Source organism: Bacillus cihuensis, assembly GCF_000504145.1.
GTDB classification, from domain to species: Bacteria; Bacillota; Bacilli; order Bacillales; family DSM-1321; genus Peribacillus; species Peribacillus huizhouensis.
Window position 1 is genome coordinate 1,588,323 of the sequence record NZ_KI632495.1, and the last position, 22,121, is coordinate 1,610,443.

Consider the following 22,121-nt stretch of genomic DNA (forward strand, 5'->3'; position numbering starts at 1 on the left):
GTTAAAAACAGGAATCAGCCCCTTTAGAAGAACTAAAGGGCTGACTCCAAACTTAGGCGAATTTTTGTTGCTTTGGTTCTTCGATTACATGTGCATAGTGCCAAAGTAACTGATCAAATATCGCATCCCACTTTTGTGTAACCGCATAATTTCTGCCCTCTATTCCCATCCGCCCCCGTACTTGATCATGATCGAGTAGTTGCATGAGCGAGTCGGTAAATTGCTGCACATCGCCAGGTTGACATAAATGTCCGGTTACCCCTTCTTGAATAATATGTTTTACTCCTCCCGCATTCGCGGCAATTACGGGTGTGCCGCTTGCAAGTGCTTCAAGAACAACATTGCCAAATGTTTCGGTTGGTGATGGAAAAACAAATACATCAGATGCAGAATACACTTCCGCTAATTTTTCACCTCTTAAATAGCCAGTAAACATCATGTTTTCAGGTGCTTCAGCTTCAAGCTCTTCTCGCATTGGACCGTCTCCTATGATTAACCATTGAATTTGCTCATTTATGTTTGCAGGAATGGATTTTGCGATGGCAAGTAGTGTCTTTACATCTTTCTCTGGAGCTAATCTGCCTACATAAGTAAGCAAGTATTTTTTTTGAATATCATATTGTTTGCGTACCGCTTTTTTTCCATAATGGGGGTGATAAAGATTGCAATCTACACCTCTCCCCCAAAGCTCTAAATTTGTAAACCGATGACGTTTTAACTTTTCTAACGTATCCTTTGAGGGAACAAAAATTTTTTTAAAAGGGCGGTGAAACCAATTCATATATCGCCAAAGCAGTTTAGAGAGAAATTCCATGTTATAGAATTGTAAGTAATGATCAAAATCAGTATGATAGGAGCCGACTAATGGAATGTTTAGTTTTTTTGCATAGTAAGCACCGCAAAGCCCAATGTTAAATGGAGTAGCGACATGAATCAAATCTGGAGCGAAATCCTGTAATTCTGATTTGACTTGACTTAGATTGGGAAAAGCTAAACGACACTCAGGATACAAGAAAAAAGACAGACTTTTAAAACGATGAATATGACTCGTAACATAATCATCCGATTGTGATTTAGGTGCAAAGATTTTAAAAGAAATATTCTGTTCACTTAAATAATCCGTAAATCGTTTCAATGTGCGCGCAACACCGTTTATATCTGGATCAAAAGTATCTGTGAAAATAGCAATCTTCATAAGATTCCTCCTCATTAGAAAAGTGTAAGAACCGATTCAAGACAAGGATAATTCTGGTGCTTCTTCCCTCTCGGCTCTACATTACACACTTAGTAAGTAATAGGAAAGACTCCCTACAAATGACCCGAGTATCGCCCCTGCCAAAACATCTGAAGGATAATGAAGACCTAAATAAATTCGTGATAAGCCTACTAGAATGCCTAATGGAATTAAGATCAGCGCAATAACTGGTATAAAAAGAATATTAGGTATAATAACTGAGAAAATCGACGTCGTATGACCGGATGGAAAAGAATGATCTTGCAACGGATTCGAATGATAATTTGTTTTTTCTACGATTAAATACGGTCTTTTTCTTGGGAAAAGCTTCTTAACAATATGAACAGGTATATGACTTACAGCTAAAGCAAGTGCGCTCGAAATGGCGGTCATTCTTGCAACACCTGACGAAAAAATAATCAAGATCAATACGGTCGCAATTGTGCATGTTGCTCCGCCAATATGGGTAATATTTCTGAAAAAAAGATTTAAATGTCTGTTCTCAAAATGTCGATTAATTTTCTGAAATAATCGACATTCGAAGTTATAAAAGGTAAGTAACAATCTCGCCATCGTCTGCCCCCATTAGTAGGTCGTACTTTTCTTATATTCATTAATAACAATCGGTCTTCCAATTGAAATATACGTCATCGGATGTTTTCGAATCTCTTTAAGCGAATAACAATTTCGTCCATCTATGACGATCGGATTTTTCATATATAATTCATAAGAATCTAATGAAAGTTGCTTAATTTCTTCCCATTCCGTTGCAATAATAGCTACGTCTGCATGTAGGAGGGCGAGCCGAATATCCTGTGTATATTCAATTGTGTTCCCTAAAACATGTTGGGCATTTGGAATCGCAATCGGGTCATAGGCTGTAATGATTGCCCCCTCTTTCAGTAATTCCTTTACAATGACTAAAGAGGCAGCTTCTCTGACATCATCCGTATTTGGCTTAAACGAAAGACCGAGCAGCGCTACCTTCTTGCCTTTTAATGAGCCGATTAATTCCTTAGCCTTTACAACTGGAAGTGAAGCTTGACGTGTGTTCACTTCAATAACAGCCTGTAAAAGATCAAAGGAGTGTTGCATATTTCCAGCGAGCTGAACAAGTGCTTTCGTATCTTTTGGAAAGCAAGACCCACCATAACCAATACCTGCTTGGAGAAAATAAGGTCCAATCCGTTCGTCTTTTCCAATCCCCTTTGTTACTTCATCTATATTCGCACCAACCTTCTCACAAATCGTAGCAATTTCATTGATAAAGCTAATTTTTGTTGCAAGAAATGCATTGGCTGCGTATTTAATCATTTCTGCACTCTTTATATCTGTTTTTATAATCGGAATGCCTAGCGGAAGATAGATTTGCTCAATTGTGGTTGCTGCCTTTGGACAATTCGTACCAATCACGATACGGTCTCCGTAAAAAAAATCGACAACCGCAGATCCTTCTCTAAGAAACTCAGGATTGGCGACCACCTCAGCATGGAGATTTACAGGTTTTTGACGTTGAATGATCTCAGCTATTTGATCGTTTGTTCCTACAGGAACTGTGCTCTTTGTACAAATAATGACATCATGCTTCATAAAATGGGCGATCGAATGGGCGACCTCACATACATATGCTAAATTCGCTGTACCATCTTGTTGCTCTGGTGTTCCTACCGCAATAAAAATAATCTCAGCATCTTCGTAGGCGTATTGTGGGTTAGTTGTAAAATGCAAATTGCCACACTGCAAGTTTTTTTCAAGAAGAGCCTCTAATCCAGGTTCATATATTGGCGAACGACCAGATTGCAACATGGCAATTTTCTCTTCTTGAATATCTGAGCATATGACCCGATGACCTAATTCAGCTAAACAAACACCTGTAACCAACCCAACATAGCCTGATCCAGCAACAGTAATATTCATCCAATGCCCTCCTATAAAGTGACACTTCTATCAGTTGTTTTTTTCATCCCCCACCTACTCTTTCTTGATTCTCCCACAAAAATTAAGGTGGGGGTCTTACTGCCTGTTAATGCGGGATAAAAGTTTACTCTCCTTCATTTTATTAAAGAAAGTCCAATCTTTTCTTATACTGGCGTTAAGAGATTGTAAATATTTTGTAATATTTCAAAAAACATGCGGTATTAGCCATAACTAATTGGGGTGATTTACGATTTCTGTTGCCTGAATTTTGAATTTGGCGCGCAAATCGCAAATCCGGCTTGTAAAGAGTTATTTCCAGCGTATAAATCTTAATTCTCGTGCGATTTATGCTTATTCTCGCTCTGAGTTGTAGTGCGAAAGAAGCAAGAGTTGTTTAGCTTAACGTAATTGGGATGAATAAAAAAAAAACGAGCCTGTCCCCTAATTAGGACAACCTCGGCCTTTTACATAATATTCAATGATTAATCACTTTCATTTTTCGAATTCCAATAAGATAAATCACCAAAATCAGAACCATGAAAATAGCAGAGTAACTGAAAGTCATGCCATAACCGACATAGCCAACGACACTGCCAAGTCCAATTGAGCCGACCGCCATTCCAAGATCCATAAAAATTAACAACATGGAATTAGCTGTCGCGTTTTTTTCCGGTGGGACCAGGCTTAACCCCCAAGCTTGAGTAGTTGGCTGAATCACGGCATAAGCGACGCCAAAAAAGAAACCACTGACTAATACCAAACCAATATGATGTGATATCCCTAATAAAATTAAGCCAATCGCACCAGATATTGTTGCTGGTATCATTAATATTTTATGACCGAACCGATCAAAGATTTTCCCCGAAAAGATTCTGACGATAATCATCGTAATCGCCTGAATAGTAAAAAACTGCGAAATACTGCCGCCAATATTCGTCTCTTTCCCTAGTGCCCCCATAAAGTTAACAGTTCCTGCGATCGCCATGTAGTCTAATGCGACGATAATACTTGGAAGCAGTACGCGACGATCAAACATATATTTGTAGAACGGCTCACTAGACGTTTTCTTTTTGACTTGCTTCTCTTTTTTGATATTTTTGATAAATAAACTGCCCATAAATGAAAGGAGTATAAGTGAAAGTATAACAAACAGCAACGATTGAAAGGAAAAATGACCGAGTAAGGATATTGCAAGCATATTCCCTACTGTCAAGCCAATGCTTGTTGCCATTGCAAAAAACACGAGTCCTTCCCCTAAACGTGTACTTGGAACGAGACTGCTCGATAATGTAAAAAGTAAAACCGTAATAACAGAAAAACCAATACCTTGTAGGACTCGAATGAAAAGCAAATACCCAATGGAATCATTCAGGAAGCTTAAACCGATCGTACCCATGAAATACACAAGAGAAATAAGCAACAGGACCTTCATATTCAGTTTCTGAATAAGTATTCCTGATACAAAGCGAGTTACAAGTGACGCTATCATAAAAGCGGTCGTCATCGATCCAGCTAAGGTCGGTTTATTACTAATCTCTGTAATACGTATCGAAAACCCTGCTGTCAGCATATAAAAGCCAATAAATAGAATAAGTGTCGATAGTACAATTGTTGTGTATTGCCTCGTCCATAATTTTTCTTTTACAACATTCATCACTATTCCCCTTATTTATCCAGTCTTTTTCATACGTAGTCACTCCTTTTTTTATTTTGTCTAAAACATCTTTTTCTATTCCAATTATCCAATAAAGTGAAACATCTATTAATGTTTTCTTCATTCCCAGTGATTTGAAGTTTCACATTAGATTACTCACTATTTTTTTGCATAGCATCTAAACTTTTGAATTGTTAATGTTTTATCATAATAAAGTTAATTAATTTTGCTTTTATATAAACACTTTTAACATCGTCCAATAAATTGAACAGTGTTAAAAGTACCCTCAAATCCCGTTGGCTTTACAAAGCTGATAAGGCTGTTTCACTAAAAAGTCCAACAAAGCCAGCCACTAATAGAGTAGCCATTATTGGGCCAGTTTTGATTGGTTGATTCACTTATAAAAATCCCTTTAATAGATTTGGTAATCCCTGCAAAATAATTTTTAGTGGTTCACTTGTTTTTCGGGTTAAACAAAGCATAATTCCACCCTCGATAGTAACTGTCATCATTAGAGCAATTGAATGAGCAGTTTCTTTCGAAAACCCATCTGCTACTAACTTTTTCGAATAAATCCCTTGCATCTTTGTGTAAAGGTCCGAACAGGCATTACGGACTGGTTCACTTAGTGATGCCATTTCACTAACGATGCTGCTAAATGTATAACCAGTAATTGTACCTTCTCGATCAAGATTGGCTACTAATTTCTCAATCATCGCATGAAGGGCTTCCATCGTCGTTTGACATCGTTCGAAAATTACCTCGATGTCCGTAGTAATCGCTTCATCCATATTTTTAAGACAAGCGATGAGTAATTCTTCTTTTCCATTCGGAAAATGATGATAGAGCGCACCTTTTGTAATATTACATACTTTTAAGATTTCATTTACTCCTACGCCCTTATATCCTTTTTGCTGAAAAAGATTTGTCGCGATTTCAATCATCTGCGATTTAGTATCCATTTCCGAAGTACACCTCCACATACCAACCGTTCTGTTTTAAACTATATCAAAAAAAAATTCTATAAATCAAAACTTTTTCACTCGCTACAGTATTAGTTTTCACAATTTAGGTCATGCTACAAATCGTTATATTTATGTATATAAATAAAGCTTCTACACCACTCAAAATCTACCATACAAAATCACTCCATTATTTTTCGTAATTCTATGAGCGTATTCCGAAAAAAGTCAGCTACTTGTACACTCTACTCAGTTACACACTTCTAAATCAATAGTGTTTATATCTATCTTAATTCTTTACTCTCCAGTATTCCATATTAGAATAACTTGCACTCTCATAGCGCATCATCCCTAAGATCATTTTCACGATGTGGTTTATGTCCTCTTAACCTATATATTCAATGTCTAAATAACAAATTTAATTGTACGAAAAAAAGAGGATCTATGCTCATATGTTGAACATAATATCCTCTTATCAGTTTAGTCTGTTTACTATTTTTTATCGACTTTATTTAATGAGTCCCTTGATTTTACTCAATGCGCCAATAAAGCTTTTTTTCTTTCCCCTAATTCTCGAACGATTTTCTCATATTCCACCAACTGTTGATTCAGTTTTTGTTCTCGACTGACAATCATTCGCTTAACTTCTTTCGGACTTGGTCCACCTTGAATCTTTCTAATTTCGACAAAGTATTCAGGGGAGATGATTTTCTGCCATTCTTCTTCGCTAATATGTACGGCAATAAATTCAGCCATCATCTTGTTGATATCTTGTGTATCCCAGTCAGATAATTCCTTCCCTTCACATATCGATTGTTTGGCAATATGGCTTGCTATCGAATGAGCTTTTCGAAAAGAAACTCCATGTTCACGAGAAAGCGTATCCGCTAATTCGGTGATGGTGATACTGGATTTTGTGGCCATTTTCTTTGCATGCTCTTCATTCACTTTCAATGTCGCAATCACAGCATACATCAGCTTCATTACTCGGCCGGCTTTCGTAAACGCACGATATAAATGTGGCTGCAGATCATCTTCCGTATCAACGATGTCACCAAACGGCGTATTATGCACCATTTGAATGGCGCTAAGAGCGTCACCGTAGCTACTACTCGCAATCGAGCGGGCATGTTCAATCGAAACGGGGTTTCTTTTTTGTGGCATAATGCTACTCGTTTGGACGTATGGATCAGCCACATAAAAAGTCGCAAACTCCCTTGTCACAAGTTGCAGGAAGTCTTGAATCCATCTTCCCGTATTCACCATACATGTCATGATCGCGGTTGCTGTTTCTAGTAAATAATCAGCGCCTGCGATCGAGTCATACGAGTTTTCAACAAGCCCATCAAACCCGAGCAAAAAAGCGGTTCGATCGCGGTTAATTGGAAATCCAGTTGTCGTTAAAGCAGCCGCACCTAATGGAGATTGATTCACTGTTTTAAAGGCAGACCATAATCTCTCTCTATCTCTTTGGAGCACATCATAAATCGCGAGAAAGTAATGAGCTAATGTCGTCGGTTGAGCGGGCTGCGTGTGCGTGTAGCCTGTTATATACGTTTCTGTATGCTCCTTTGCCTGGCTTAATAATGCCTCACTCAATTGAGTAGTGCACTCGATCAATTGGAGCAGATGACCGCGTAAAACGAGTCGATACATCGCAACACCCATATCATTCCTGCTACGGCCAATATGAATCTTTCCTGCCAGTTCATGACCGATCTCTTCACCAATCTTCGCTTCCATCATGAAAAATAAATCTTCAAATTGTGGCTCGTAAGATACTAAGGTGAGGTCAATTTCGGCCACCTTTCGAATGCCAGCCAACATACGATTTGCTTCCTCTTCTTTTATAATCTTTTGTTCACAAAGCATTATGACATGCGACCGATGAATATCGAACATGACATGAAATAAGTAATCTCGTTGGTCATTAAAAACCGGCTTTAACAACTGCTCCACATAGGTTTTCCCCGGAAATACACTGCCTTCATTTTTGATAAATTCATCCAACTTACTCATCTTTGCACCACCATTTATAAGGCTTTTTCGGCTTTAATTCCAAAAAATTTATTCGAAATAAAGAGGACAATCACAATTAGCGTAATCTGAATCATACCGTAAGCAGCGGCTTGCCCCATATTGAACATGCGAAGCTGATTCATAATTTCAATTGATATCGGTCGATTGGAGATCGTATACAGAAGGACAGACGTTGGAAATTCGCCAACTGACTCAATAAACGCTAATAATGTCCCGGATAAAACACCAGGCATGATAATTGGCAAGATCACTTTTCTAAACGTATAAAACCATTTGGCTCCTAAATTTCTGGCTGCCTCCTCAATAGAATCATCCAGCTGTTCTAACACCGCATTCGTCGAGCGGACAACGAGTGGAATATGCCGAATGAAATAGGCAAGTGGCAAAATCCAAAATGTACCGACTAAAATTTGTCCGAAAGAAAAAACGCTCGGTTCATTAAAAGCAAATACTAGATTCATCCCAATAACAGTCGCTGGCAATGCCCACGGAATCATAACGAGAATATCAACAAAGCTTTTGCCTACGAATTTCCGTTTGACTAATAAATAGGAAGCGATTACTCCAAAAACCAAATTTCCTACCGTAGCAATCACGGCCATGATTAAACTGTTTTTTAGAGGTTTGAATATATTAGGATCTGCAAATAAAAGCCGATAATTTTCCAGATTAAAAACGGACGGGTACGTTTGCCATGTCCATGTTCCATCCGGTACAAGCGAAAGCAATAAAATCGTAAAATGCGGCAAAAGCAGGACCAATACACCGATCATGCCAAAGCCAACCATTAGCCATTTCATGAACGGATTTTTCACTTCACTTCTATGCGCACCAATGCCTTTTGTAGCCATTCGGTAATCTTTCCGATTTTGATACCAGCGCATGAACAATAAAAATGAAATCGAAACAATCGAGAGTATGACCGATTGCGTCGCCGCAATTTCCATATCACCATTTATTTTCGAAAAATATATTTGTAGGCTCAAAACCCGATATCCGCCCGCTAATAGGAACGGAGCACTGAATGAAGCCATTGAAATCATAAATACAAGCAAAGATGCGGCAACGATAGCAGGTGTTAATAATGGGAATGTCACCTTCCAAAACACTTTAATCCGATTAGCGCCTAAGTTGTACGCAGCCTCTTCTAAGGAAGGGTCGATTTTATTAATCGCCGCTGAAACGGTCATATAAAAATACACATACATCGTATACGCATGCACTATCAAAATTCCGGAAACGCCGCCAATTTTAAACGGAACTTTTTCAAGACCCAATAAATCTTTTATGGCGTTCGGAATCAATCCAGATTCACCATATAAAAACATAAACGCCATAACGCCTACTAGAGATGGCAAAACGATTGGCAAAATCGCAGCTGTTGAAAAGAAACTTCTACCCGGAAAATCGTAGCGGTTAAAAATAATCGCAAGTGGAATCCCGATTAAAGCACTGACGAATACACTCAAAATCGATATATACACTGAGTTCCAAAGTGCTACCAAGTTGGTTTTTGATTCTTGTACAAAGAAATCTTGATAGTTTCCGAGTGAAATCGATCCGTCTGATTGTAGGCTTTCGAAAAAGGTTCGTAAAGAAGGATAGAGGACATACGCAACGAGCACAAAAACGACTGGGATCAAAAGCCAAATCGTTAATCTCGTATCACGGTTTTTAAACATTGACTTCACCGCTTATGACTGGGAGTAGGCGAAGTTGTTTTTCAGGAAGTTCTACATACACGTCCTTCCCTTGATAATAATGGCCGAATTCATGCGTATTCAACATATCCACCTTTAGTGATACATGATCAATCTGTACCATCAAATTGACAATCGATCCAAGAAATTGGACGGCTGCAATTTTCCCTTTCAAGACATTCGTTCCAGTTTCTACTGTATCAAGAATTCGAATCGCCTCAGGTCGAATCGAAACAGCCAGATTCCCTTTATTTAACTCATCTTCATTCGTATGATTATGGACAATAAGTTTTACCGGTTCCCCATCATTTTTTAACGTAACCGCTATATCCTCTTGCTCGACATGATCGACTTGTACAGGCAATAGATTAATTTCGCCGATAAAGCTTGCTACGAAATCATTGGCAGGTTGATTATAAATTTCTGCAGGAGTTCCTACCTGATGACAGACCCCATAGTTAAAAACTGCAATTCGATCACTCATCGATAACGCCTCTGCCTGATCATGTGTCACATAAATGGTCGTAATCTTATAATCTCGCTGCAACCGTAAAATTTCTGCTCTCATTTCATCGCGAAGTTTCGCATCTAAATTACTTAACGGCTCATCTAATAATAAGATTTCTGGTTCGATAACGAGTGCTCTGGCGAGAGCTACCCGCTGCTGCTGCCCTCCACTCAACTGGCTCACTTGCCGATCAGAATATTTCTCTAGCCTCACTTTACGTAGCACTTCCAGCACTTTCGCCTTTACGTCAGCTGAAGAAACTTTTCTCACTTTTAAGCCGAATGCTACATTTTCAAATACTGTCATGTGAGGAAAAAGAGCATAGTTTTGAAAAACCATGCCCGTATTTCGTTTCTCTGGAGGTACACGCGTCATATCTTTTTCGCCAAATCGGACAATACCCTTTGTTGGATAATAAAACCCAGCAATCATTCGAAGGGTTGTCGTTTTCCCACAGCCACTCGGACCTAGAAAGGTAAAGAACTCACCGTCTTTTATTTCCAGATTCAACTGGTCAATAGCTATCGTTTTTCCGAAGGCTTTTTTGACATTCTCTATTTGTATCGACGCCATCAAACGACACTTCCTTATTCTTTAATTTCCTTATCTCCGCTCTTGATGTTTTCATCCCAATACTTCATCCACTCGTCGCCTTTTTCTTGGAAAACGTTCCAATCTATATCCATTGCTTTAATTTCTGTATTCGTAATCCAATCAGGTAAGTCCGTCACATCACTTCTTGTAGGAATTCGGTAAAACTCCTCTGCTAAGATTTTCGCAGCTTCTGGTGTGTTAACAAACTCATAAAAGGCTTCTGCCGCTTTTGGATGTTTGGCACCTTCAACAATGGCAATCCCTTCCGTCAATACTGGTGTCCCACTTTCAGGAATCACAAACTCAAACGGATAGTTTTTATTTTCCTTCAACATGACAACATCCGGCATCGCCCAAACTGACAACGCCCCTTCTCCTTTAGCTACTTTGTTATACATCATTTCCGGGTTAGCAGAATATTCTTTCGTGTTTTGATCAAGCTTCGTCAGCCATTCGTAGCCAGCTTTTGGATCATTCGTATCTTTGTACGTACGATAAATCATAGCAGAAAAGATCGTCCTCATCGTTCCAGATGCGAGCGGATAGCGGATGATAACTTCATCTTTCCACTTCGGATCAAGCAGCTCATCCCAATCTTTCGGAACTTCGTCTTTGGATAATTCTTTACTGTTATACATAATAACTTCTGGAGTCTGGCTCGTACCGGTCCAATACCAGTCTGGATCACGGAATCCTTCATCAAGACTAGCAGAATAAGTAGGTTGATAGGCAGCTAGCAAGCCATCATCCTTTGCTTGGTTAAAATTCGTGGATGGGGCTCCCCACCAAACATCGGCCTGTGGATTATTCTTCTCTGATCGCACACGGTCGAGAATTTCCTGTGACCCCATATCAAGCCACTCTACATCGATTTCATATTTTTCTTCAAATTGCTTTTCAAATTTGGATAGTATGTCTTTTCCATGTGGTGAATATACAACAATCTTATCTTCCAATGCATTTTTTTCCTTTGCTCCGTCTGTATTCGAGTTTGTCTTCGTGTTTGTATCTGTACTACTACATCCAGAAATGAATAACGCGGCAGATAATGTCAACACGGAAACCATCGACTTTTTCTTGTTTTTCATAAAAAATCCCCCTCATCATGAACATTCAAAATACTCTCATACTCTCTTAAAAATAGGGAAACAGCTCCTAAGACTCCTGCATTTTCACCAAGCTTTGAAGTTGTTAGTTCTACTAAACTCGGCAGATAATGATCTACTATTTCCTGAATTCTAGGTACAATGTATGCAGCTGAATTTAATACACCACCTCCTAAAATTACAATCTCTGGATTTAGTAAACTCGTTGCATTTACAATTGCGTATGCTAAATGTTCAATTGCTTCATTAATAATTGCAATCGCTGCAACGTCTCCCTTTTTTGCGAATAAAAAGGCTTCTTCACCTGCTAGTTCAGAGCTCCTCGCCAGTTCATATAAGGCATGTTCTGGGTTTGCTTGGACAGCTTTGGTAAATTGAGCACCAATCGATTTCCCGCCCGCGACACTTTCCAAATAGCCATAGCGGTGGAATATCGGCTTGAATTCACGTTTCATATCTTCTTTGTTGGTTACCATATAACCCATTTCTCCAGCTGCACTTGAAGCTCCTCTAAATAATTGGTTATTCAGGATAATACCGCTGCCAATTCCTGTACCAACCGCAATAAACAGTACATTTCGCTTATTCTTTGCGTTCCCCAACCACTGCTCACCGAGAGCCGCCACATTGACATCATTGTCGATATAAATAGGAAAATCAAAGTAACGTTTTGCTTCGGCGATAAACGGATACTGAATCCACCCTAAGCTCGGTGCCTCCATGACTAAGCCACTTTTCGTTTCCGTGATCCCTGGAATGCCTACTCCCATTCCTAAAATTCGCTCTTTGGCAATCTGATTCTTTGCAAGCAATCGATCCGTTTCAATCGCCATTTGCTTAAGAAGACCTGTTTGCAAATACGCAGTTGTAGAAAAACTCGTTTCAGCAAGGATGTTGCCATTTAGATCACATAATACAATTTTCACTTTCGTACCACCAATATCTGCCCCGATAATAAAAGCTTTACGTTCATTAAAAAAGAGCTGAATCGGTCGCCTTCCACCTTGAGCAGATGATTCACCAATGCCTTTCTCAACAACCCATGATTCATAGATGAGTTCATCAACTAGCTGCGAAACAGTCGGTTTACTTAAACCAAGCATACTTGCAATCTCTGCCCTCGAAATCGGCGAACATCCTTTTATACATTGAATAATTCTTTTTTTATTAACAAATTTCAGGTGACTAGGTGTTCGTTTAAAACTCATTACATCACGGCCTTACCTATTTAGTTAGTCAATCTTCCTAATTTACTAAAATATACCTGATAAGGATAATATACACAAGTAATTTTTATAATATTTTAAATAATCTGTTTTTAATAGTTATTTCGTATGATTTACAATTATAACCATCCGTGCTATTTATTTAGATAAGCTTTTTATCCTGGTTCGTTAGGTAATATTACTAACCTACTCAGCATATTCTGCAAAGAAGCTAAACTAAAATCGAAAGGGGTTACAGAGATGATGAAGAAAGTTTTAATCTCATTACTTTCTCTTGTGTTCGTATTTTCACTCGTACCGCTCACAGGAAGTGCAAACGAGACACAGAAACCAGATGTGGAGTTGTGGAATGCTGTCAAACCACTCGAGACAACCGTTACATTCCTAAACAGTGGCGCTCACCCTGATGATGAACGTAGCGATTTTCTTGCTTATTTATCAAGGGGATTAGGTGTGAAGACATCAAGCCTGATCGCAAACCGGGGGGAAGGTGGACAAAATGAAATTGGCGATGAACTAGACAATGCCTTAGGGATTATCCGCTCCAGAGAAATGATTGAAGCAGCGAAAATTACCGGAGTAAAAGCCTATCATCTTAGTGAAACAACCTCTGATCCGATTTATGATTTCGGCTTTTCGAAAACACCTGAAGAAACATTAGCAAAATGGGGCGAAGACTTAACGTATGAACGGCTAATACGCTTTATCCGTACATATCAGCCTGATATTCTCATGCCTTCGTTCCAAAATGATGATACCCAACATGGCCACCACCGCACCATGACGATTTTAAGTGAACGTGCTTTTAAAGATGCAGCCGATCCAACTGTTTTCCCACAACAATTGAAACAAGGCCTATCAGTATGGCAAGTGAAAAAGTTATATCTACCTGTTTCCACTAAAGAGAAAGCGACTACATCTATCGAAATCGGCACCTATGATCCCATATATGGCATGACCTACCCACAACTAGGCGAACAATCGCGCTATCTGCACAAAAGCCAAGGGATGGGGTCCGATATCCCAGCTGCACCTCGCCAAGTCCACTTAGAATTGAAACAAACGGCTGTGGATACGAAAGGCAAGTCAGGCCTTTTTGAAGGAGTTCCTTATAATTTTACCGAGTGGTCTGCTAAGCTACCAAGCTCAGCGTCAAAATTAAAGACTGATTTCATCAATGTGCAGCGAAAATTGAACGCTGTTGTTGCCGCCTATCCGAATAAACAACACGTTTTCACAACAACTCAAACCGCGCTGTCTGATGTGCGTTTACTTTCTGCCCAAATAAAAAAAGCAAAACTAAACGCAGAATTGAAAAATGACTTGCTCCACAAGCTTTCATTAAAAGAAGAACAGTTACAAACTGCAAGCTATGTCTCATCAGGTCTAAAAGTGCAAGCAAAAGCAGACTCGACAATCCTGACAAAAGGGCAAAAAACAAACGTAACCGTAACCGTGAAGAATTCAGGAAAGCAAACGTTGGAAAAAGTTGCTGCAACATTGGATGTGCCAAAAGGATGGAAAGCAAAGACCAAATCTAAAGCAGTCAATCTAGCGCCAAATCAATCAACGTCCATTACGTACGAGATTGACGTGCCTAAAGATGCAGATTATTATCACGCTTATCATGAACCTGCACTTACAACAAGCATTTCGTATGAATTCGGGAAAACTAAAACAACAGAAACCGAGGAATTGGAAGGAACCGTCGCTGTTCTACCAGATGTCAGTCTCACCCTTTCTCCTGAAGATATCGTCGTCAATACAGCCGACGGGCAAAAAGAAATACCTGTGAAAGTAACAGTGAAAAACTATCAAGATGGAAAAACATCCGCAAATATTGCTTTACACACACCAAAAGATTGGAAAGTTTCTCCTAGCAATTCAACCGTTTCATTTACGAAAAAATTAGAAGAAAAACAAGTGAATTTCACCCTGACACCACCGAAATCGATTCAAGATGGTGAGTATAATCTATCAGCTCAAGCTACGGTCAATGGAAAAACATTCAATTCGACAATTCAAGAAATTTCCTATGATCATATCGGCACATTCTATTATCAATACAAAGCTGCAATCAACACTGTTGCCTTTGAACTATTAAAGCCAACCTCATTAAAAGTCGGCTATATTGAAAGCGGATTTGATAAAGTAGCCGATTACTTAAGTAACGCAGGTCTCAATATTACAAAACTAACAGCAGCCGATTTAGCTTCTGGCGATTTGAGTCAATATGATACGATTGTGACCGGCATTCGCGCTTACTTGTCTCGCCCAGATTTAAAAGCAAATAATGCTCGCTTACTGCAATACGTTGAAAATGGCGGCCATCTTGTCGTGCAATATCACAAACCGGGTGATGGTTGGGATGAAAAGACGACTGCCCCATATCCACTTACTCTTGGCAATCCATCGATTAAGTGGAGAGTAACTGATGAAAAAGCTGCAGTCAATGTCTTACAACCAGATTCAGCCCTTTTCAATTTCCCGAATAAAATCACACCAAAAGATTGGGACAATTGGGTGCAAGAAAGAGGCTTATACTTCCCGATGAAGTGGGATTCACACTATGAAACATTCATATCCATGGCCGATCCTAACGAAGATCCATTTGATGGCGGTATTCTAATGGCCAATTATGGAAAAGGAACGTATCTCTACACCAACCTTGTCCTCTACCGCCAAATCCAAGGCCAAGTACCAGGTGGCTATCGAATTCTGACCAACTTGATAAGTTACGGAGCTGAATAATTAGATGAATGAACCTATGCATGTGTATATGTGCATAGGTTTATTATTTTGGGCGAAACTAGCACTTATTTTTACCTTCAGGCGTGGAAATCGCACAGCATTTTTACCATTTCGATCCGGAAATCAAATTTGCGAGCGCCATTTCGAATTTACGTGCCGGTATCGATACTTTTCGAGCGAGATATTGCAATTTTCGTGCCGGAGCCTAATTTAGAAAGTAAAACTGTTACAGTAAACATTCCGGAACTACGACAAAAAAACGAATCTGAATTTTAACCAAACATGAGTTGTTAGGGAGCTAAATAAATACACGAACGAACATATGCATGCGTGATATGTGCATAGTTTTTTTACTTTTTGCGAAACTTTCACTTACTTTTACCTTCAGGCGTGGAAATCGCACAGCATTTTTACCATTTCGATCCGGAAATCAAATTTGCGAGCGCGATTTCGAATTTACGTGCCGGAATCGGGGATTTACGTGCCAGAATCGATACTTTTCGAGCGAGATATTGCAATTTTCGTGCCGGAGCCTAATTTAGAAAGTAAAACTGTTACAGTAAACATTCCGGAACTACGACAAAAAAACGAATCTGAATTTTAACCAAACATGAGTTGTTAGGGAGCTAAATAAATACACGAACGAACCTATGCATGCGTGATATGTGTTTAGGTATTTACTTTTTGCGGAACTATCACTTACTTTTACCTTCAGGCGTGGAAATCGCACAGCATTTTTACCATTTCGATCCGGAAATCAAATTTGCGAGCGCGATTTCGAATTTACGTGCCGGAATCGGGGATTTACGTGCCAGAATCGATACTTTTCGAGCGAGATATTGCAATTTTCGTGCCGGAGCCTAATTTAGGAAGTAAAACTGTTGCAGTAAACATTCCGGAACTACGACAAAAAAAACGAATCTGAATTTTAACCAAACATGAGTTGTTAGGGAGCTAAATAAATACACGAACGAACCTATGCATGCGTGATATGTGCATAGGTTTTTTATTTATTACGAAACTATCTCTTACTTTTACCTTCAGTCGTGGAAAACGCCATCTATTTCTACAGTTACGATCCGGATATCAAATTTGCGAGCGCGATTTCGAATTTACGTGCCAGAATCGGGGATTTACGTGCCAGAATCGATACTTTTCGAGCGAGATATTGCAATTTTCGTGCCTGAGCCTAATTTAGGAAGTAAAACTGTTACAGTAAACATTCCGGAACTACGACAAAAAAACGGAAGACCCATTATCAGGACTCCCGTAAATTTCCTTCACGCTAGCTAAGTTATTTTTACACTACTAAAACTTGCCAAATAAAAGACTAATCCTATTACGCGTATTTTGAAGGAACTTGCTAGTGTATTTCTAATATAAATTAGAATAAGATGTAAGTTTCTCCACTTAGATAACATCTTCATGTAGGGGTACGAATAACTCTACCGACATCAATCAATTTCATTTTTTCACAATTCTAATTGTTCTTAAACTTCATATATAGATGGCATTTCAATTGGATACCCAGTACTTACCGCAACCATTAAATGTATCACTAGCACCTATTGTATCCAACTGATGTCTTATATCCATAACCTTGAACAATCACTGAACCATTATTATAGGTTGCTCCCGCTTACTCTTGTGTAACGATTAACCCTATTAGGAATTTCTTCAAAATATCAACCGAATATTCTCAAAATAATTCAACACATTCCGTCTCATTAGGTGTAATATAGATTGCCATTTCAATCATTTTCTTTGTGCACGAAGACGCTGGTGCTGGAATTAATATAACTGGGACATTTTGTTCATGACATATGTTAAGTACTTCTTCTACCGCCTTTGGAAAAATTTCCAATTCAAGATGACAATATCACTGCTCGCTAAGAGTGCTTTGAAAGGTTGACATCTGAAGGAGTTAAATTGAAATTAGCACCGGAGACAACAATACTCTTATTATCCCTTTCAGATACAATTTTAGTAGCTACACCCGTTCGTTTATTTTTGACTATACTGATACAATCAATATTAATTCCTTCATGCAATTGATTCTCTTGAAGTTCTTTCCCAAAAATATCTCTACCCACATTCCCTACAAAATTTACTTAACCACCTAATCTTGCAGTAGAAACATCTTGATTGGACCCTTTACCACCAGTTTGTTTATTTTAAAACAGTATCCATTACAATTCCCAGGAATTTCTCATAATTAGCTTCATATGCGATATCAACTTCGGGTAAATCGTTCCATGTATGATGATGTCTCGTGTCTAAAACTGTCATCCCCAGTGTAATTTCACCTTTGGTCTCAATGCCTACCTTCCCTTTCAATGTTTTAACAATGGATTCATCAATAATTGCTCCGATTGCCATAGAATCAATTAGCACACAATACGATTCAAACCCTCTATTATTAACAAAATTAATCATATTTAATAAGAAATCTGCCTCTTTTGTTTTTGCTGACTCTAATGTAAGTAGATGCTGCTTTGAAAAATTAACATCAAAATGTGTCGCTACATCTAATCCAATCGCAGTCAAAGGAACCCCTGATTTAAATACTATATCAGCCGCTTCTGGGTCAACATACACATTCCATTCACTTTGAGGATTGTCACCAGTTGCATTTGCTGATGAATATTTATTCAATCCAAATGCTCCTGCAATAGCATATATACCTTTAATCATTGGAATAATTTCCGGACTCTTTAAGAAGGCCATTGCTATATTTGTTAATGGAGCTAGTGCTGCTATATATAACTCATTTGGGTATTTTTTTACTGTATCAATAATTAAGTCTACAGCATGTTGATTCGCAAGTTCCATTGTAGGTTCTGGAAGGTATGCATCAGCTTGACCGTCTTCACCATGTGTAAAAGGATCACTTGCTAAATCTCGTACAAGTGGTTTAGCCATCCCCCTAGCTACTGGTATGTCTGTCCTATTCAATAATTCAAGTGTTTTTCTCGCATTTGCCTGTGTTACATCAACATGATAATTTCCAGAAACAGTCGTAATTGCTTTTACATCAAGAACCTGAGATTTACATGCCACGATAATAGCTAATGAATCATCCATCCCAGGATCACAATCAATTAATAGTTTTTTCATTTCTGTCATCTCCATTCACCCTTTTCATCCATCATTTTTTGTAAGAGTCCTTCAGCCTTTTCTTTTGTTTTCTTATCAATTTTGGTTGGTACGCCTTCTTGCTCAATACAAATAGCGGCACCTATACTCCCCATTAATCCCATCTCTTCTAGAGAACGATTTTCACATAATCCAATTAATACCCCGGCAGACGAACTATTTCCACCACCAGTTACATCAACAACCTTGATGTTCTTTACGCTGTTTATTTTCACCAATTCGTTCTTCGTTAGCATATAAGCTCCCTTTGAGCCGACTCTTAAAAATATGGTGTTAATGCTCCATTCTCTCAATCTTTCAATAACAACATCTAAATCACTTTCCCCAAATAATGATTTTGCTTCCTTTTCATTTAACGAAAATACATCAATTCTCTCTACAATACTCTTAACTTGTTGTTTAAAATCAATATGTGCAGAATCAGCATTAAGCTCCCACAATACTTTGATTTTTATTTGCTCGTTCAGGATGAAAAACTCATTCCAAAATTGTTCATCGTGCCCTTTAAATATATAAATACCTTCCGTATCACATGTAACAGCTTCCTCAATTTCTCTCACCGAAGCATTCATTTTTTGATAATGCTTAGCACCGTAAAAAGGTGTTTCTGTTCGATTCTCTTCATCTTCATATCGAATGATGGTTCTTGGTGTATTCGCATCCTTAATTATCAAATTTTGTGTAGGTAGTTCGTTATTTTGGAACCACTCAAAATGAAGATTTTGAAAATCTTCACCTACACCTGTCAGAATCGATATGTCGTCCGACCAAATTTTCGCACCAGCCAACGCATAAATGCCTGCTCCACCAAGAGCATATTTAACCTCTGAACTATCTTTTTTATGGATTTCATCCGTCACAGCTGTGGATACGATTAAATATTTTGACACCATCATCACCTCGCATACTTACACTACATTATATTTTTAACAGAGAACCCGTCTGCAACCATCGATCCGTTATCGATGATAAAACCTGCTGCACCACAATCATACGTATTATTTTCATCCGTACATTCAATTAATTTTTCTCTATTTACTGATACAGATAAAACGTTTCCATTCACTGACAATTCCATCTCATACAATTTGTCATGTTCATATTCAAAATCTACTGAACCAAGGATTCGTTCTTCATTATCTTTCCTACAAACAATAACGATTTGTTTGTCGTTTACAAACTTAGCTGCATAATATCTACGATGACCATTACTCCTTACTATTAATCCAGCTGACTCATGTAAACTGAATTCTAGCGCAGACTCTACTGAATAGTTTTTCCAGTCCTGTGTCCCTATCGTTACGACACCATTCTTCTCATGATGTGAAATACAATATGTGTATTTAAAATCAGCAGCAAAATGTTTGGCTGAACTTGACCAAGAATACAACCAAAATGGAGTAGTACTCCAAATGGATGTCATCATCATCCCTTTTTGATAAAAGTGACTTGGTGCTTCATTCCAATCGATATCCTTTATTACTAAACTACCATCAAATCTCTCTTCGGAAAGTATTTCATATCCCAATCTAAAAATAGCCATACCTTTTGTATCTGGGACAACCCATTCAACTTTATTTTCACCTTGTTTTAATGAAGTAGGTTCACTTTCAAACCGCTGAACTTCATTATTGATGTCATAATATAGTACATAATGCTTAATCTGCACTTCTTTGGAATCATAATAATGAATGGTTGAAGTTACTTTTTGAGACGCGTATAACGTCGGTGACGCTGTAGTCGAAAAGTTTATCGCTAATTTATCAAAATCAATAAATACGGGTGTTGAGACATGGACACTCAGACCTTTTGCTACTCCATTACACTCAATAAGCAAACCATTTTCATCAGATACCTCATTGGCATTGTAGATTTTTGAATGGCTCGTGTGATTTGTTGAATATGGACATAAATCAAATCCTTGCGTAGACCCTCTAAAATCAAATGTATAAGCTTTTTCTTCTCTCTCATAATTTTCGCCTATTAATCTCTTACTAGCTTCGACAATTTTATGCGTTTCTTTTACAGCGTCCGTGACTACTGAACCACCATCCGATGAAACTACATACATCATATCTCTCACTGGATTTCTAAAATCGGGTCCACTACCTATTCCTTCTAGCCCTAATCGTATGCCATTTAAACAACCAACATTCCCGGCATTACAATCCGTATCCCAACCTGCTGATGCTGCAATCATAATGGACTTTTGGAAATCGTCTTCTCCTAAAATAAATGCTACTAAAACCATTAAATGATTAGGGATAATATGACAAGATCCAGGAAACTGTTTATAGCCATATTTACTGTCTAAAAACTCTCGTACTTTTCTCCAATCTTTTTCTTCTTTACAAACTTCTCTCGTTTCTTGAATCGCCTGTTTTAAGAAGGGACTACTTATATACTTAAGCCCCCGATCTAATAAAGTGTTAATCTCTTTCTCTTCAAATGCCATGGCTTGCATAGCACCTAGAAAACATGCTGCCTCAACTGCCATACCATCATGACTTACACTTGCTGCAGCCTTTATCAACTCTACTGCTCGATCAGGATTGTTCGGACAGCTCATGGCAATAGCGTCAATAAATATTTGTGCGCCAATTTGTTCGGCTAATGTCTGACCATTCATCTCAATCGATCCACTCATCGGCGCTTTTACACCATTTTTTAATCGTAAAAATGCCGTATGCTCGGTTGAACGTCCCAAGCCCCCCCACCAAAGAACGGTTTTATCTTCAATAATATAGTTTAACCAAGTATCTCCAAATTTTTCGGCCGTTAAGTCTTGATAATTGTAATCTTTTAATGCTTTGAAAAATCCAAATGTACCTGATATATCATCATCGGCAACAATTAATGGTACTTTACATTCTTCATGAACATAGTAATTTATTTCATTAAATTCACTTTGGATTTTCTCATATGCCCAACCTTCTACTGGCCTTCCAAGATAAACACCGATGAGCTTCCCTAATACTCCTGCGTATGTTAATTCTGCATAATTTTGATTTGCCATAAAGAACACCTCCAAATTTAGCTAGACGCCACTTTAAATCCATTAGCTAGGATTGCACCTGAATTCACTACAAATCCGGCGCTTCCATTACAATACTCATCATCGATTGCATGAAGTTCTTTTTCACCATTTACTATTACTTCTAAAACATTGCCTTTTACAGAAAACGATACATTGTAACGCACATCCAGTTTCATATCGAAGTCTTTTTGAGCTAAATTTATATATTCGTGATCCTTTTGTTTTCCGATTACCAT

15 protein-coding genes and 1 pseudogene are annotated in these 22,121 nt (G+C 38.4%); 1 reads left to right on the forward strand and 15 read right to left on the reverse strand.

Annotated features, from left to right (window positions below; all coding sequences use genetic code 11):
* Nucleotides 1-52: 52 nt before the first annotated feature.
* The 10 genes from V179_RS0113495 to V179_RS0113545 form a co-directional block, all read right to left on the reverse strand.
* Nucleotides 53-1,195: a glycosyltransferase family 4 protein gene (locus V179_RS0113495; protein WP_028391941.1), complete on the reverse strand. Its 1,143-nt coding sequence runs from the start codon at nucleotides 1,193-1,195 to the stop codon at nucleotides 53-55.
* Nucleotides 1,196-1,276: 81 nt separating this feature from the next.
* Nucleotides 1,277-1,807, reverse strand: a complete 531-nt coding sequence (locus tag V179_RS0113500) for a phosphatase PAP2 family protein (protein ID WP_028391942.1) — start codon at nucleotides 1,805-1,807, stop codon at nucleotides 1,277-1,279.
* A gap of 12 nt (nucleotides 1,808-1,819) precedes the next feature.
* Nucleotides 1,820-3,151, reverse strand: coding sequence for a UDP-glucose dehydrogenase family protein (locus tag V179_RS0113505; protein ID WP_028391943.1), 1,332 nt, complete (start codon nucleotides 3,149-3,151; stop codon nucleotides 1,820-1,822).
* A gap of 475 nt (nucleotides 3,152-3,626) precedes the next feature.
* A complete protein-coding gene (locus V179_RS0113510; RefSeq protein ID WP_028391944.1) occupies nucleotides 3,627-4,805 on the reverse strand; it encodes an MFS transporter in 1,179 nt (392 codons plus the stop codon).
* 398 nt (nucleotides 4,806-5,203) lie between these two features.
* On the reverse strand, nucleotides 5,204-5,767 hold the full coding sequence (locus V179_RS0113520; protein ID WP_028391945.1) for a TetR/AcrR family transcriptional regulator: 564 nt from the start codon (nucleotides 5,765-5,767) through the stop codon (nucleotides 5,204-5,206).
* A 534-nt stretch (nucleotides 5,768-6,301) separates the two neighbouring features.
* A complete protein-coding gene (argH, locus tag V179_RS0113525) occupies nucleotides 6,302-7,786 on the reverse strand; it encodes an argininosuccinate lyase (protein ID WP_028391946.1) in 1,485 nt (494 codons plus the stop codon).
* Between the two features lie 14 nt (nucleotides 7,787-7,800).
* The gene (locus V179_RS0113530; protein WP_028391947.1) at nucleotides 7,801-9,489 is read right to left on the reverse strand and encodes an ABC transporter permease; all 1,689 of its coding nucleotides are present in this window, start codon (nucleotides 9,487-9,489) and stop codon (nucleotides 7,801-7,803) included.
* Nucleotides 9,482-10,588: an ABC transporter ATP-binding protein gene (locus V179_RS0113535; RefSeq protein ID WP_028391948.1), complete on the reverse strand. Its 1,107-nt coding sequence runs from the start codon at nucleotides 10,586-10,588 to the stop codon at nucleotides 9,482-9,484. Before V179_RS0113535 ends, V179_RS0113530 begins: the two co-directional genes overlap by 8 nt.
* Nucleotides 10,589-10,602: 14 nt before the next feature.
* Entirely contained in the window at nucleotides 10,603-11,697 is a 1,095-nt protein-coding gene (locus tag V179_RS0113540) for an extracellular solute-binding protein (protein ID WP_028391949.1), read from the reverse strand.
* Nucleotides 11,694-12,923 carry an ROK family transcriptional regulator gene (locus V179_RS0113545; RefSeq protein WP_034301142.1) on the reverse strand — a complete coding sequence of 410 codons (1,230 nt, stop codon included), beginning with the start codon at nucleotides 12,921-12,923 and terminating at the stop codon, nucleotides 11,694-11,696. The genes V179_RS0113540 and V179_RS0113545 overlap by 4 nt, the downstream gene beginning before the upstream one ends.
* Nucleotides 12,924-13,181: 258 nt before the next feature.
* Here V179_RS0113545 and V179_RS0113550 point away from each other — a divergent pair, with 258 nt between their 5' ends.
* Nucleotides 13,182-15,692, forward strand: coding sequence for an NEW3 domain-containing protein (locus V179_RS0113550; protein ID WP_326929547.1), 2,511 nt, complete (start codon nucleotides 13,182-13,184; stop codon nucleotides 15,690-15,692).
* A 1,889-nt stretch (nucleotides 15,693-17,581) separates the two neighbouring features.
* Here the strand turns inward: V179_RS0113550 and V179_RS32465 are convergent.
* The 5 genes and pseudogenes from V179_RS32465 to V179_RS0113590 all read right to left on the reverse strand — a co-directional run.
* Nucleotides 17,582-17,791, reverse strand: a pseudogene (locus V179_RS32465) (PfkB family carbohydrate kinase); the annotation flags it as partial.
* A 70-nt stretch (nucleotides 17,792-17,861) separates the two neighbouring features.
* On the reverse strand, nucleotides 17,862-18,809 hold the full coding sequence (locus V179_RS0113575) for a nucleoside hydrolase (protein WP_028391954.1): 948 nt from the start codon (nucleotides 18,807-18,809) through the stop codon (nucleotides 17,862-17,864).
* Nucleotides 18,810-18,814: 5 nt separating this feature from the next.
* Complete coding sequence (locus tag V179_RS27905) at nucleotides 18,815-19,738, reverse strand: carbohydrate kinase family protein (protein WP_051404950.1); 924 nt, start codon at nucleotides 19,736-19,738, stop codon at nucleotides 18,815-18,817.
* A gap of 23 nt (nucleotides 19,739-19,761) precedes the next feature.
* Nucleotides 19,762-21,864 carry an ADP-ribosylglycohydrolase family protein gene (locus V179_RS0113585; RefSeq protein ID WP_028391955.1) on the reverse strand — a complete coding sequence of 701 codons (2,103 nt, stop codon included), beginning with the start codon at nucleotides 21,862-21,864 and terminating at the stop codon, nucleotides 19,762-19,764.
* A 17-nt stretch (nucleotides 21,865-21,881) separates the two neighbouring features.
* On the reverse strand, nucleotides 21,882-22,121 hold a 240-nt coding region (locus V179_RS0113590; RefSeq protein WP_028391956.1), incomplete at its 5' end, for a hypothetical protein.